Here is a 13,046-nt window from a genome sequence, read left to right on the forward strand (position 1 = left end):
AGTTTTTGGGTGGGTTATACGATGAAATCTGCTGGTTTCGCACCAGTCAATCCCGGCAAAAGGCTTGGATCGATGTGAAAAACATGGTTCGGCGTGCCAGCAGCGGCCCAGACTATATCAAACTCCAACAGCCTTAAATCGATAAAAGCGCGTATCGGGGTGATGTGTCCGACCGGGCTGACGCCGCCAATGGCAAAGCCGGTTTGCGCACGCACCAGGTCGGCATCGGCCTTGCCCAGACGTTCACCTGCCAAGGCACTGGCCTTGACCGTATCGACCTGATTGCCGCCAGCCGTGAGAAACAGAATAGCTTCTCCGCTTGAGTCACCTTGGAAGATGATGGATTTCGCAATCTGGTCGAGCACGCACCCAATGGATTCCGCGGCCATTTGTGCGGTCCGGGCCCTGTCCGTCTCACGCACATCATTCGGAAGGCCAGCTGCTTCAAGGGCGGCACGCACGCGTTTCAGGCTTTTGCTCATTCGAACGGTCTCCATGGGGGTCGCTCTAGAAAACCCAAGGGCACTGGGTTTGTAAACATCGTTGACCCGCAGACCCGTGCCACCCAGAGTGTCGGCATGGATAATATTACTTTAGAAGATTGCGTCGCGTTGGAGACACGAGTTTGGCAAGCGCTTGTGTCCGGTGATTCCGAAGCGGATGGCGCACTGTTGAGTGCGGATTTCCTCGGTGTCTATCCAAGCGGTTTTTCGGATCGTGCCGGGCACATGGAACAGCTTTCAGACGGGCCCAGTATGGCAGAGTTCCAACTGTCCGAGACGCGCCTGATGGAATTTGGACCCGGTCGCGTGCTTTTGGCATACCGCGCCGATTATCGCACACCGAACGCAACCAAGTGGCAGGCCATGCTGATTTCATCCCTCTGGGAGAGCATTGATGGTCAGTGGATCAATCGCTTTTCGCAGGACACGCCTGTGACCTAAGTCATCCGCGTTAGGGCTGCCTGTATTTTTGCTTCGAACTTTGCGACACGCTTTGTCTCGACCGTCTCAGAGGCATAGAGCGACAGCATACGAAATTGCGCCTTGGGCGCGCAGGCCTTGATCAGACCCCATTTCAAAGCGCGGTAGACCGGGCGTCGCAGAATGAGGCGGTCAACCCATCCCGGTGCCCCCAGTGTCGTGATCGCCAAAGCATGCTTCATATTGGTTAATCGTGGTGTCAGGGCAGACAGGTCGCTTGCGTGGTCATAGGCCACGCCGGGCAGGAAACTGCGGTCGATCCATCCTTTGAGAATTGCAGGCAATCCGAACCACCACGTGGGAAACACCATTACCAACATCTCGATGTCGGCCAATCCCGCCTGATCCAAAAATGTGTCCTGATAGTACGCTTTACGTTCGTTTGGTGTCAGCACTGGATCAAAGCCCTCGCGGTAAAGATCGAGGAACTGCACATCGTGACCGGCGTCGGTCAGCGCATCGTGGACAGCTTGGGCCAGATGAGCATTCAGGCATTGGGGCAGGGGGTGTGCAAGAACAATGAGACAGCGCATAACGGGACCTTACGGCGCGCCAGAGGCGGCGACAAGCTGTCGCCCGAGGCCCTTCGCCCCATTGACGAAGCCGCTGCAACATGTCCATTTGCTGGCATGAATTTTCAGTCCCGCATCATCCGCCTTCCATTTGCTTATGACACTGACCGTGGCGACGAAACGGTGGAATTGGTGCCAGATCTGCCAACTGAATTGAAAGAGCTGATCCACGGAACTTCGGGAAGCAGCCCGTATCTCAAGCTGTTGATCGAAAAAGAAAACGATTGGCTTCCCGAGGCGTTTGACGATCCCGAAACCGCGCTGAAAACACTGTTTTCTGACCTTGGAGAGATGGCGCCGGACCGCCTTGCGGTCGAGTTGCGTCGCGGTAAACGTCGAGTGGCGCTGCTCACCGCTTTAGCTGATCTTGCAGGCGTTTGGGCGCTGGAGCAAGTCACAGGTGCCCTGACGGACTATGCCGATCTGGCCAGCGATCTGGCGCTAAAGGCCGCCATTGCCAACGAGATCAAGCGCAAGAAACTGCCGGGCCAGACCGAAGATGATGTGGCCACTGCGGGCGGCATGGTCACCTTGGCGATGGGCAAGATGGGCGCGCACGAGCTGAACTACTCGTCCGACATCGATCTGATCTGCCTCTTTGACGAAACCCGCTTTGACCCGGATGACTTTCACGACGCGCGCTCTTCTTTTGTGCGTGCGACCCGCAAGATGTCGGCCATGCTCAGCGATCTGACCGGCGACGGGTATGTCTTTCGTACCGACCTGCGTTTGCGTCCCGATCCGGCGGTGACACCTGTTTGTCTCGCGATGGAAGCGGCCGAGCGCTACTATGAAAGCCTTGGTCGCACATGGGAGCGCGCGGCCTATATCAAGGCGCGGCCCTCAGCAGGTGATCTTGATGCGGGCGCAAAATTTCTCAAGACCCTGACGCCCTTTGTCTGGCGCAAACATCTGGACTTTGCCGCCATTCAAGATGCCCACGACATGCGTTTGCGTATTCGTGAGCACAAAGGCTTGGGCGGAGACATCACTTTGCCGGGCCACAACATGAAGCTGGGGCGCGGCGGCATCCGGGAAATCGAATTCTTTACCCAGACACGCCAGTTGATTGCTGGTGGACGTGATCCATACCTGCGCGACAATCGTACAGTGCCAGCTTTGGGGCGATTGGCCGAGAAGGGCTGGGTGCCGTCTGAAACGGCTGAAATTCTATCGCATCACTATCGCGCGCATCGCGTGGTCGAGCATCGGATCCAGATGGTCAATGATGCGCAAACCCATGACTTGCCAAAATCCGATGAGAACATGCAGCGCCTGGCCTGTCTGTCCGGACGTGATCTGGATGAAATGACGCGGGACATCCATGACCGTCTGACCGAGGTGCATGAACTCACCGAAGGCTTTTTTGCCCCTGATGCCGGCGACACCGTGACAACGCATGAGTTTGACAGCGACGTGATTGATCGCTGGCAAACCTATCCTGCCCTGCGCTCGGAACGCGCGGTCGAAAGCTTTGCACGCCTGAAGCCTGAGATTCTGAACCGCCTCGCGGAGACCGCCCATCCCAATCAGGCGCTGCTGGCACTGGATGGGTTTTTGGCAGGTCTACCTGCGGGCGTACAGCTTTTCGCGTTGCTTGAGGCAAACCAGCAACTCATTGATTTACTTGTGGATATTGTTGGGACAGCCCCGGCACTGGCGCGGCACCTCAGCCGAAATTCTGGCGTGTTCGATGCCGTGATCGGAGGGTCGTTCTTTAAGGCTTGGCCGAGTGAACAGGGGCTGCGCGAAGAGTTAGCTGATGTGCTGATCAGTGCAGGAGACGATTACGAAGGTAAATTGGACGCGGCGCGTCGGTGGGCCAAAGAGTGGCACTTCCGTGTCGGTGTTCATCACCTTCGTGGGGTGATTTCTGCGGATGAAGCCGGGGTGCACTATGCCGATCTCGCCAGTGCGTGCCTCGCGGCGCTTTGGCCCGTTGTCGTCGCCAAGTTTGCCGAAAAACACGGCGAGATGCCGGGGCGCGGTGCGGTCGTCCTGGGCATGGGTTCACTTGGTGCGCGCCGTCTAAACGCGGATTCCGATCTGGACCTGATTGTGATCTACGACGCGGACGGTGTCGACTTCTCCGAAGGCCGCCGTCCGCTGGCAAGCCGTGCGTATTATGCCCGTTTGACGCAAGCGATGGTCACGGCTGTGTCCGCTCAGATGGCCCAGGGGCGGCTCTACGAGATCGACATGCGGCTGCGGCCTTCAGGAACGCAAGGACCGGTGGCCACCTCAGTCGCGTCGTTTAAGAATTATCAGGAGAACGAGGCATGGACGTGGGAGCATCTGGCATTGACCCGCGCGCGCCCGGTGGCTGGTGATGGCGCTTTGATGAGTGAAATCGTAGCCTTTCGTCGCAGTGTTTTGGCCTTGCCACGCGATGACGCCAAGATCCGCACAGATGTGGCCGATATGCGCGACAAGATTGCTTCGGCCAAAGCACCCAGCGGGATCTGGGAGGCCAAAATCGGCAAGGGACGGATGCAGGATATCGAGCTTTTGTCGCAAACGGCGGCGCTGTTGGCGGGCAGCCCGCGCCGAACTGTCCCGCAAGCCTTGCGTTCAGGTGTCGCGATTGGGTGGCTCGATGCCGCGGAAAGTACAGCACTCAAAGACGACTATGCGCTTTTCTGGCAGGTACAGGTGGCGGCTAAGCTGCTGAGTGAACAGGATTTGTCCCCTGAGGTGATCGGTGAAGGTGGTGCAGCGTTTCTTTTGCGAGAAACCGGGATGGGCACGATGTCAGAGTTGGAAACGGCTTTGGGTCAGGCCGCAGCCCGCGCTGGACAACACATCGACATGGCTCTGGGACGGGCGTTGACAAAGGAATAGACCGATGGCCGAAATTGACTGGGATCCCAAGGGGCTAATTCGGGAGTCCTATCAGATTGAAGGTATTATCGAGTCTCAGTGCCGGTCGATCTTTTTGGATTGGGCCCTGTCGATCCCGTCGGGATTGGACACGCGCGATGGCCTGAATGCGATGCTGGCCATCTACGGCGAGGCGCAACCTGACCACCCCATGACTAGCATACTTGAGCAAGGTCTTGTCCAAATCTGCCGTCCAAAACGGCGCGGTGGCTGGCGGTCTCGGGATCGAAATTAGCCTATAGAAACAAGGGATTTTCGGGAAATTTGCATCGAAAATTCCACTGAATCGAACACAATTTGTCTCATTCTTGCCCTATTTCGCGCGCAGATTGATCGCGTGTAAATGGACCTGGGGGTCCAAAGGAGACTGGACATGAAACGTGTTCGACTGACAGCAGCAATGATGATTTTTGGGCTTGGCCTTTCGGCCTGTGCCTCGGTTGAGACCGCAACACGAAACACGCCGATTGAGCAAACTCAGTCTGAGTTGCCTGCTCCGGCGCCGTCTTTCGCACTTGCTGGCTTCGACGTAAACGTGCCGACGACCCTGACTGTTTCGGAAAAGAACTCCTATAAACCCAAGGTCGATATCGTTTGGCGCGGTGACCCCTATGGCAACCGCTATCAGCAAGTTGGAGCCATCTTCGAGGACGCGATCCAATTGGGTGGTGGACAGCTTAACGGCGCAATGCCCGTAATCGTCGAAATCGAAGTTAAAGAGTTCCACGCCTTGACGGAAAAAACCCGTTACTCGATTGGTGGGACACACGAGCTGGAATTCGTTATGACCATTCGCGACGCGGCCACTGGCAATGTCGTTCGTGGGCCACGTACGATCCGGGCTGACCTTGTTGGCTATGGCGGCGAAAAAGCGATCCAAGCTGAATCGCGTGGTCTGACCCAGAAATTCCGCATCACCAACCACCTGGCACGTGTGATCCAAGACGAGATGACGCTTGCGACTGGGTGGGTTGAACCCAAGGGTCGGGTGACTGCAACGGTGGTCCCTATGACACCGGTACAGCCGATCTGATCTGAATAGCTCTTTTCAGTGCTACGAGACATCTTTAAGAGGACGGCATGACGCCGTCCTCTTTTCCTGTGATCCGCCTGAAACCCAAGGCCAATGCCCGTGCCATTCGTCACGGCTTTCCCTGGATTTATGACAACGAGTTGGTTGTTGACCGCCGTACCCGCAACATTCCGCCCGGAAGCATCGCCATTCTGGAGGATGCTGACCGCCGCCCCATGGCACTGGTGGCCGTGAACCCAAATTCGCGCATCATGGGACGTGTTCTGGATCGTAACCTTGAGGCGTCGATTGATCAGGCTTGGCTGGCCGCAAAACTGTCCCGCGCATTTGAATTGCGTTCGCGGATCTATGATGCGCCGTTTTACCGCCTGATCCACGCCGAAGCTGATGGCTTGCCCGGTGTGGTCATCGACAGATTTGGCGATGTTGCCGTCGTGCAGCCAAACGCGGCCTGGGCTGAAGTTTTGTTAGAGCCACTGGTGCAGGCGTTGGTTGACGTCACGGGCGTCACAACTGTGCTCAAGAGCGGGTCCGGTCGGGCGCGTGGCCTTGAGGGGCTTGATGATGACAGTGCCACTCTGATCGGGTCCGCGCCTGATGCGCCGGTCCCCGTCACAATGAACGGCGCGACCTATATGGCCGATCTGACCGGGGGGCAAAAAACCGGGCTTTTCTATGATCAACGACCCAATCACGGATTTGCCGCTGACCTTTGCAAAGATGCAAAGGTTCTGGATGTGTTTTCCCATGTGGGTGGGTTTGCTTTGGCAGCCTTGGCTGGGGGGGCTCAATCGGCGCTGTCTGTGGATGGGTCTTCGCCGGCATTGGCCTTGGCAGAGCAGGGCGCTGAGGTATCCGGTTTTGGGGATCGCTTTAGCACCCGCAAAGGCGACGCCTTTGAGACCCTTGCCGCCTTGGCGGAAGAGGGAGAACAGTTTGACGTGGTCATCTGCGACCCCCCAGCCTTTGCGCCGTCAAAACCGGCGTTGGAAAAAGGTTTGCGCGCCTATGAGCGCGTTGCCCGTTTATCGGCGCCACTGGTGCGCGAAGGCGGCTATCTGGTGCTGTGCTCCTGTTCGCATGCGGCAGATCTCGCCAAATTTCGTGGCGCTTCCGTGCGCGGCATTGGTCGGGCAGGGCGCCAAGCTCAATTGATCCACACAGGCTTTGCGGGCCCTGATCACCCATTGATGCCGCAATTGGCCGAAAGCGGCTATCTCAAAGCACTGTTTTTCCGACTGTGAAACGGCTCCTGCTGGATACCTGTGTGATCTATCCCACGGTGATGCGTGAAATGCTATTGGGAGTGGCTCAGACCGGAGCTTTTCAGCCGATCTGGTCTACCCGTATTCTTGAGGAATGGGCGCGTGCGGCGCGGAAAATCGGACCTACGGGCGAAGCTCAGGCACGCGGTGAAATTGCGCTGGTGCGGGCCACTTGGCCAAACGCTGAGGTGACGTGGAAGCCCTCGCTTGAGGATCGTTTGTATTTGCCCGACCCCGCAGATGTACATGTGCTAGCAGCTGCGATCGCCAGTTCCGCAGATGCCATTGTCACAGTGAATGCCAAGGATTTTCCGCGTGGATTGCTGGCCGAAGAAGGGTTGGAACGGATTGACCCCGATACGCTGTTGCGGGGGATCTGGGACATCTCACCAGTGGCTGTTGAACAGGTTGCAGAAAAGGTCCGCGCTGAAGCTGATCGGCTCTCGGGCGAGACCTGGGACATGCGAAAGCTGTTGAAAAAGGCGCGTTTACCGCGATTGGCTAAAGCGCTCGGGTAGGCCGAACAGGCTGTCCGACCTACGAGATACCCCATTTGGTTTCCAAAGCCTCGATGGCCTTGATCCGCTCTGGCGTTTTGGGGTGGCTCAACATCCACGCAGGCGTCTTGGCACCATGCGCTCCGGTTAGGTGCTCTAGCTTTTCAAACAGCGATTTTTGCGGGCCTGTGCCAATTCCGGCCTTTGTCAGCAATGCCGAGGCATATTCGTCGGCCTCAAACTCATCACTGCGTGACAGACGCGCCGCCAGCAGCGAAATGGCACTGTTTGCAATCCATACGCCGATCCCGGGCAAGAAACGCCCCAAGACCATCGCCAGGGCCGTGCGCAAGGCATTCTGCCCGGAAAAATCGATCATACGGCGACGGGAGTGGCCCAAGGCAACGTGACCCAACTCGTGCGCAATAACGCTGGCCATTTCTGACGCTGTGACTTCACCAGTGCGGAATTTGTTGTAAAACCCGCGGGTTATGAAGATTCGGCCATCCGGGGCGGCAAGACCATTCACGGGCTCGATTTCGTAGATGTTTACCTTGATACGGGGCAGATCAAGCGCTTTGGCCATATCTTTGATCAACGGCACCAACGTGGGATCAACCAGCTCGGTAGATTTTGCATCCAACTCGCGCGAGGTGCGCCAAGCTGAAAAGCGAAACATGATCAATCCGTAGATAATCGCAAGCAGAATGGGGGCAAAACGCAACATGTCTCTGATATGGGGCAGCGCGCGCGCGGGGGCAAGTCACCCTTTGGTTTTCTGACGCCTTTGCCAGTAGATCGCGGCCGCAACTATAACAATGGCCAACCCCGTCAAAGCCCATGTCACGCCGCCCAAGAGACGCGCGACCTTTGGAAGGTTGTGGGCAAACAGAAACCCGAGCCCGCAATAAAGCCCGACCCAGACCAGTTTGCCCAGTGACGCCCAAAGCGTGAACCGCGCCCATGTCATATCGGCGGCCCCTGAAATCAGATTCACATAAGGACCAAGCGGCGAGAGTAACCAGCGGCTGAAAAACACACCCGGCCCACCGCGGGTGTCCGTCAAGTCTTGGGCGCGCCTGTAAAGCTGAGCGCTGCGTCGATGCCGCTGTGCAAAGGCCTGAACGCGGTCGTGAATGGCCACGCCCGTGAAATAGCCCGTTTGATCGCCCAAAACTGCGCCGGCAAAGGCCACGATCATGAGCAAGGGCAGGGACATCGCGCCGCCAGACGCGAGTGCGCCACCTGCCAGCATGAGCCAAGAGGCGGGGATGGGAACAATCAGGCAGCAAGCAAATGTGCAAAGCCCCACCAAAAGTGGGCCATATGTCAGCAATGCGTCTGTCAGCCAGTCGGCCATAGGTTTGCCTGTGTTTGAATACGGCTATGGGATGCATGACCGGATCGCAGGCCTTGCGTCAAGACCGACCCTAGCGTGTCAGTTCCTTCATGCCTTGCTCGATCCCCTGCAACGTCATGGGCACCATGCGGTTCTCAAAGATGTTCTGGATCATTTTTACCGACTGAGTGTATTGCCAGTGTTTTTCCGGGATCGGGTTGATCCAAAGATTTGACGTCCATTGCTCGCGGGCGCGTTCCAGCCAGACCTGCCCGGCTTCGGCGTTCCAATGTTCGTTGGCGCCACCGGGATAGGCGATCTCATAGGGGCTCATCGAGGCGTCGCCAACAAAGATACACTTATAGTCTGGGCCGTAAGTTCGCAGCACTTCGTGAGTCGGGGTCTGTTGATCCCAGCGGCGACGATTGTCCTTCCACACACCCTCGTACAGGCAGTTGTGGAAATAGAAATGCTCCATGTGTTTGAACTCGGAACTGGCCGCGGAGAACAGCTCTTCTACAACGCGGATGTGCGGATCCATTGATCCGCCAATATCCAAAAACAACAGAACTTTCACCGCATTACGCCGTTCAGGGCGGGTTTGCACGTCAAGGTAGCCATGCTCTGCCGTGGCACGGATGGTGCCGTCCAGGTCCAACTCTTCATGCGCGCCGTCACGGGCCCAACGCCGCAGGCGTTTCAGGGCAACCTTGATGTTGCGTGTGCCCAGCTCGATCGAGTCATCAAGGTTTTTAAACTCTCGCTTGTCCCAGACTTTGGCCGCGCGCTGGTGGCGGCTTTCTTTCTGGCCGATCCGGACGCCCTCGGGATTGTAGCCATAGGCGCCAAAGGGCGATGTCCCGGCCGTGCCGATCCATTTGTTGCCTCCCTGATGGCGACCTTCTTGTTCCTTGAGACGCTCTTGCAACGTCTCCATCAGCTTTTCAAAGCCACCAAGCGATTCAATCTCGGCCATCTCCTCCGGCGAGAGGTGCTTTTCGGCCATCTTGCGCAGCCATTCCTCGGGAACATCAACAGCGTTCAAAACATCCTGCATGCTGATGTTTTCTAACCCCGAAAAGGTCGCAGCAAATGCGCGGTCAAACTTATCAAGATTACGCTCGTCTTTGACCATGACCGAACGCGCCAGATAATAAAACGAGTCCACGTCATAGGTGGTCAACCCGGCCTTGACCCCTTCGAGAAAGCTCAGGTATTCGCGCAACGAAACAGGCACGCCTCCGTCTCTCAGGTTTTCAAAGAGCGGCAGAAACATGCGTCAGACCGCCATACGATGCAAGATGATCGTGATAAAGAGGCCGACAACCGCGAAAATCATTGCATAAATGGCCGCATATTGCAGCAGATCAAGCGGTTTGCCTTTGCGTTTTTTCGCCTGCAGGGCGCCGAGGATAGCGCCTAGAATGGCGCTGCCGAGAACGATCATGGGGCTCAGTATCTCCTTTTGACAGGGCTGAGCGATGCGATTTCACGCAGTTTTGCGCGCACGGCCCAGTCCGGACCAAAGCCGTATCGCGCCCAGCCCAGACTGTCCAGCCGGACGGCTTTGGCTTCGCTTGTACGCCCCAAAAGATCGAGCGCCTCGGCTCTGAGCAGCATCAAGGTTGACAGCAGAATTGCGTTCTCGTGGGCCGCGGCCACGCTGAGATGCGGATCAATCAACTGAAGCGCCTCTTGGCCATTTCCGGCAGAGATGGCGTATGCCGCCAGTTGTGTGGCGACAAAGGCGCGGTGTGGGGCGGTGTTGGGCGTCTGCGCATATACGCGATCGGCGTAGAGGAAATAGTTGAGCGCGCGTTCGGCGCTGTACGCCTGCATGAGTCGACCCAGGGCGAAGTAGGAAAAGCCAAGGCGATGATCGTTCCACCCTTCGGCCTGAGCCACATTCAAGGCTCGATTGGCAGAATTTCGTCGCTCTGTTGGGCCAGTGCCAGGGCCAAGCGCACGTTGCACGGCATCAATCCATTCACGGTTGGTCGATTTGGCAAAGCGTGGTGAGCGACCTTCGCCACGCGGGTTGATACGCGCCAGAATGGCGGGCAAGCGGGCTTCGACCTGGCCTCGGGTCATGCCGTTTTGCAGGGCCGGGTCGTAATAAGCCCGAAGGATCGTCATGTCGAACCCAGTCAGAACCGCATGCACGTTGTCGTCGTTAAAGACACTGTCCGACAGGCGATAAAGGTCGTTGAGCGGCCCAAGTGCTTGGGCCAGTTCCTCGTGCAGGCAATCGCGAACTTCTTGCGGGCTGGTGTCATTGGGCAGGAAAATTGCCAGCTTCTGGCGGTTTTCCAACAAACCCCAATTGGTCTTGGCTGTTCGCTTGGCCGAGCGGTATTGCGACAGACTTGAGATATTGGGCGCAACAAAGCAGGCGGCATGCGCAAGATTGCGGCGAATTTCTGATTTGCTCACCGCTTCGATTGTGATGTTGGCGTTGCCGGATTTTGTCTGCGTGATATCAATTCCGGCCTCGGTGCGCAGCCGGTAGAGCAGGCGGGTCAGGTCAGGTTGCAGGCTGGCCGGTGCCTTGCCGGTAACGCGAACAGTGATCGGCCCCTGAAAGCGCGTAAGGATCGGCAGTTCCCGACCACTTTCCATCATGAAAGACAGATCCAGAAAGTCACGGGCAATGTCGCGGTTCGACCGGTTTGGTGCCGTCACGGTCGGAGCTGCAAAAATCTTCATTGGCGGAAGAGTGCCACCGTCAACGTCTGCACGGCTTGGAGTCTCGCTTGGGGGCGAAGACATGCAGGCACTTAAGGCCAAAACAAGAGGGAGAATAAAGGTCTTGCGCATTATGAGCGTTGATACCGAATGAATGGGGTGAGTTTGCCGATCCGGTCATAAAGTGTCCGGGCCGTTTTGTTGAAATCCTGAGTTAACCAATAGACATTGCATGCGCCTGCTGCATCTGCGGCGTCATAAACTGCTTGGATCAGCTTCCGGCCAACGCCGGTGCCGCGGGCTTCTGGTGCGGCATAGAGGTCTTGGAGATAACAGATATTCTCAACCTTCCACGCATGTCTGTGGAACAGATAATGGGTCAATCCGATCAGATGACCATCCTGCTCTGCAACAAAACATGAAAAGTCCTGAGGATCGTCCCCAAGAAGTCGCGCAAAAGTGGTTTGGTAGACCTCTTCAGGAACCGAGGTTTCATAGTACTCAAGGTATCCGGTCCAGAGTGCGCGCCACTGCGATTCATCCCCGGCAACCAAGGGTCTAATGTTCGCGCTTTTTTCTGTCGACACAGGGACTCTCCTCATCCGCCGCTTACAAATAGCCGAAAAAACCGGACACTGGTATGAAACTGTTAAGGCGACTTTGTGGTGTTAGGTCGGGGCACTATGATCCAGCACCCGAAACAAGACAAGAACGACAGTAAGTTAGACGCCAAATTCTGTTCGGGCTTGCGAGGGCAAAATCCCAAAGTGCCGGCGAAACTGAGACGAAAACCGACTCCAATCCCAAAACCCAAACTGCGCCGCGATATCGCCAATTGTGCTAGTGGCATTTTCCGGCGCCGCAAGCGCACGGCGAACTGCGTGCAACCTTTGAACACGAAGATAGGTCAGCGGTCCCATGGCCACATGGGTCGAGAATGCCTGTTCCAGGCTACGTCGCGAGGCGGATGCTCCGGCGACCAGAGAGGGGTCGGCCGGTAAAGACAAGGGCGTTGAAGAGAGGTTAAGGCTATGCTGGCGGAAGCGAACAAATGACGGCACGGCGTCCTGATGTGAAGCACTCGCGCTGCTTGGCCAATAGAGCGCAAGCTGCGCTGCAAGACTGGCCACCAACGCATGCCCTAAGGTGCTCAAGCCCGCAGCTTGGGTGATCTGCGTCGCGTTCTCTAGCGCCTGCACACAGTCATCGCGCATGCGTTGCGCCAACGGGCTTTGTGGCAGAAAACCCAAATCCCCGTTGAGCCCGATAAGCCAATCAGTCAAGGCCGGGGTAAAGGCGCAATGGGCCAAAAGCATGTCTTTTTGCACGCTGATCGCCAGAGCACTGCCATCTTGCGGGCTGACCACATGCATTAAGGCCCCCGGAGACATGACAAACATGTCGGTCGCATCCGTCACGTGACCGTTGATACGGAACGGTTGGCCCGAATTGAGCTGAACGCCAAAGGTGAAACAGTCAGGCGGGCTGACGACTTCTTGCTCAAGAGATTGGTTGCAATACTCGATGTGAATCGCAACATCCGGTCCCAGCTGACCGCTCAGAAATCGCCCCTGAAAGGCGCCTGCTGTGAGCTGTGTGTAAGATTGGTCATGGCCGGAAAGCCGCTCGGACTGCTGATCAAAATCCGAATAAATCGAATCCAATAGATTGGGAGACGCTGCGCTAAATGCGTAACGTGGGAACCAACTTGTTGAAATCGCTTTCGAATTCTTCATCTTCATGTCCAGACGCATTGCGCTGACGGTTTAACGCCAAGGTCCAATCTCTTGTT

15 protein-coding genes are annotated in these 13,046 nt (G+C 56.8%); 6 read left to right on the plus strand and 9 right to left on the minus strand.

Features of this window, described 5'->3' with window-relative positions; all coding sequences use genetic code 11:
* Positions 1 to 14: 14 nt before the first annotated feature.
* On the minus strand, positions 15 to 482 hold the full coding sequence (locus Q0932_RS05225) for a YbaK/EbsC family protein (protein WP_299350294.1): 468 nt from the start codon (positions 480 to 482) through the stop codon (positions 15 to 17).
* Between the two features lie 96 nt (positions 483 to 578).
* Here Q0932_RS05225 and Q0932_RS05230 point away from each other — a divergent pair, with 96 nt between their 5' ends.
* Positions 579 to 944 carry a nuclear transport factor 2 family protein gene (locus tag Q0932_RS05230; protein ID WP_299350295.1) on the plus strand — a complete coding sequence of 122 codons (366 nt, stop codon included), beginning with the start codon at positions 579 to 581 and terminating at the stop codon, positions 942 to 944.
* Here the strand turns inward: Q0932_RS05230 and Q0932_RS05235 are convergent.
* Positions 941 to 1,516: an NAD(P)H-dependent oxidoreductase gene (locus Q0932_RS05235; protein WP_299350296.1), complete on the minus strand. Its 576-nt coding sequence runs from the start codon at positions 1,514 to 1,516 to the stop codon at positions 941 to 943. The two genes, Q0932_RS05230 and Q0932_RS05235, sit on opposite strands and share 4 nt — an antisense overlap.
* A 96-nt stretch (positions 1,517 to 1,612) precedes the next feature.
* Here Q0932_RS05235 and Q0932_RS05240 point away from each other — a divergent pair, with 96 nt between their 5' ends.
* The 5 genes from Q0932_RS05240 (at position 1,613) to Q0932_RS05260 (ending at position 7,251) form a co-directional block, all read left to right on the plus strand.
* Positions 1,613 to 4,396, plus strand: a complete 2,784-nt coding sequence (locus Q0932_RS05240) for a glutamine-synthetase adenylyltransferase (protein ID WP_299350640.1) — start codon at positions 1,613 to 1,615, stop codon at positions 4,394 to 4,396.
* A gap of 4 nt (positions 4,397 to 4,400) precedes the next feature.
* Positions 4,401 to 4,670 carry a hypothetical protein gene (locus tag Q0932_RS05245; protein ID WP_299350298.1) on the plus strand — a complete coding sequence of 90 codons (270 nt, stop codon included), beginning with the start codon at positions 4,401 to 4,403 and terminating at the stop codon, positions 4,668 to 4,670.
* Between the two features lie 138 nt (positions 4,671 to 4,808).
* Complete coding sequence (locus Q0932_RS05250; RefSeq protein ID WP_299350299.1) at positions 4,809 to 5,468, plus strand: DUF6778 family protein; 660 nt, start codon at positions 4,809 to 4,811, stop codon at positions 5,466 to 5,468.
* Between the two features lie 47 nt (positions 5,469 to 5,515).
* Positions 5,516 to 6,712 carry an RSP_2647 family RNA methyltransferase gene (locus Q0932_RS05255; protein ID WP_299350301.1) on the plus strand — a complete coding sequence of 399 codons (1,197 nt, stop codon included), beginning with the start codon at positions 5,516 to 5,518 and terminating at the stop codon, positions 6,710 to 6,712.
* A complete protein-coding gene (locus tag Q0932_RS05260; protein WP_299350303.1) occupies positions 6,709 to 7,251 on the plus strand; it encodes an RSP_2648 family PIN domain-containing protein in 543 nt (180 codons plus the stop codon). Before Q0932_RS05255 ends, Q0932_RS05260 begins: the two co-directional genes overlap by 4 nt.
* Before the next feature lie 19 nt (positions 7,252 to 7,270).
* Here Q0932_RS05260 and Q0932_RS05265 read toward each other — a convergent pair whose 3' ends face one another.
* The 7 genes from Q0932_RS05265 to Q0932_RS05295 form a co-directional block, all read right to left on the minus strand.
* Positions 7,271 to 7,957, minus strand: a complete 687-nt coding sequence (locus tag Q0932_RS05265; RefSeq protein ID WP_299350304.1) for a M48 family metallopeptidase — start codon at positions 7,955 to 7,957, stop codon at positions 7,271 to 7,273.
* Positions 7,958 to 7,993: 36 nt separating this feature from the next.
* Complete coding sequence (locus Q0932_RS05270; protein ID WP_299350305.1) at positions 7,994 to 8,590, minus strand: VTT domain-containing protein; 597 nt, start codon at positions 8,588 to 8,590, stop codon at positions 7,994 to 7,996.
* Positions 8,591 to 8,660: 70 nt separating this feature from the next.
* The gene (locus Q0932_RS05275; protein WP_299350306.1) at positions 8,661 to 9,845 is read right to left on the minus strand and encodes a VWA domain-containing protein; all 1,185 of its coding nucleotides are present in this window, start codon (positions 9,843 to 9,845) and stop codon (positions 8,661 to 8,663) included.
* A 3-nt stretch (positions 9,846 to 9,848) separates the two neighbouring features.
* Positions 9,849 to 10,016, minus strand: a complete 168-nt coding sequence (locus tag Q0932_RS05280; RefSeq protein WP_299350308.1) for a hypothetical protein — start codon at positions 10,014 to 10,016, stop codon at positions 9,849 to 9,851.
* A 5-nt stretch (positions 10,017 to 10,021) separates the two neighbouring features.
* On the minus strand, positions 10,022 to 11,386 hold the full coding sequence (locus Q0932_RS05285; protein WP_299350310.1) for a DUF2927 domain-containing protein: 1,365 nt from the start codon (positions 11,384 to 11,386) through the stop codon (positions 10,022 to 10,024).
* Positions 11,386 to 11,841: a GNAT family N-acetyltransferase gene (locus Q0932_RS05290; protein ID WP_299350312.1), complete on the minus strand. Its 456-nt coding sequence runs from the start codon at positions 11,839 to 11,841 to the stop codon at positions 11,386 to 11,388. Before Q0932_RS05290 ends, Q0932_RS05285 begins: the two co-directional genes overlap by 1 nt.
* A 135-nt stretch (positions 11,842 to 11,976) precedes the next feature.
* Positions 11,977 to 12,990: a helix-turn-helix domain-containing protein gene (locus Q0932_RS05295; protein ID WP_299350313.1), complete on the minus strand. Its 1,014-nt coding sequence runs from the start codon at positions 12,988 to 12,990 to the stop codon at positions 11,977 to 11,979.
* Positions 12,991 to 13,046: the final 56 nt, after the last annotated feature.

Origin of the sequence: uncultured Shimia sp. (genome assembly GCF_947498095.1) — a bacterium.
Classification (GTDB): domain Bacteria; phylum Pseudomonadota; class Alphaproteobacteria; order Rhodobacterales; family Rhodobacteraceae; genus Shimia.

Bases quoted from the DNA above. Each gene is read 5' to 3' on its own strand.
- Q0932_RS05225 (WP_299350294.1), bottom strand. From the start codon at position 482: ATGAGCAAAAGCCTGAAACGCGTGCGTGCCGCCCTTGAAGCAGCTGGC.
- Q0932_RS05230 (WP_299350295.1), top strand. From the start codon at position 579: ATGGATAATATTACTTTAGAAGATTGCGTCGCGTTGGAGACACGAGTT.
- Q0932_RS05235 (WP_299350296.1), bottom strand. From the start codon at position 1,516: ATGCGCTGTCTCATTGTTCTTGCACACCCCCTGCCCCAATGCCTGAAT.
- Q0932_RS05240 (WP_299350640.1), top strand. From the start codon at position 1,613: ATGAATTTTCAGTCCCGCATCATCCGCCTTCCATTTGCTTATGACACT.
- Q0932_RS05245 (WP_299350298.1), top strand. From the start codon at position 4,401: ATGGCCGAAATTGACTGGGATCCCAAGGGGCTAATTCGGGAGTCCTAT.
- Q0932_RS05250 (WP_299350299.1), top strand. From the start codon at position 4,809: ATGAAACGTGTTCGACTGACAGCAGCAATGATGATTTTTGGGCTTGGC.
- Q0932_RS05255 (WP_299350301.1), top strand. From the start codon at position 5,516: ATGACGCCGTCCTCTTTTCCTGTGATCCGCCTGAAACCCAAGGCCAAT.
- Q0932_RS05265 (WP_299350304.1), bottom strand. From the start codon at position 7,957: ATGTTGCGTTTTGCCCCCATTCTGCTTGCGATTATCTACGGATTGATC.
- Q0932_RS05270 (WP_299350305.1), bottom strand. From the start codon at position 8,590: ATGGCCGACTGGCTGACAGACGCATTGCTGACATATGGCCCACTTTTG.
- Q0932_RS05275 (WP_299350306.1), bottom strand. From the start codon at position 9,845: ATGTTTCTGCCGCTCTTTGAAAACCTGAGAGACGGAGGCGTGCCTGTT.
- Q0932_RS05280 (WP_299350308.1), bottom strand. From the start codon at position 10,016: ATGATCGTTCTCGGCAGCGCCATTCTAGGCGCTATCCTCGGCGCCCTG.
- Q0932_RS05285 (WP_299350310.1), bottom strand. From the start codon at position 11,386: ATGCGCAAGACCTTTATTCTCCCTCTTGTTTTGGCCTTAAGTGCCTGC.
- Q0932_RS05295 (WP_299350313.1), bottom strand. From the start codon at position 12,990: ATGAAGAATTCGAAAGCGATTTCAACAAGTTGGTTCCCACGTTACGCA.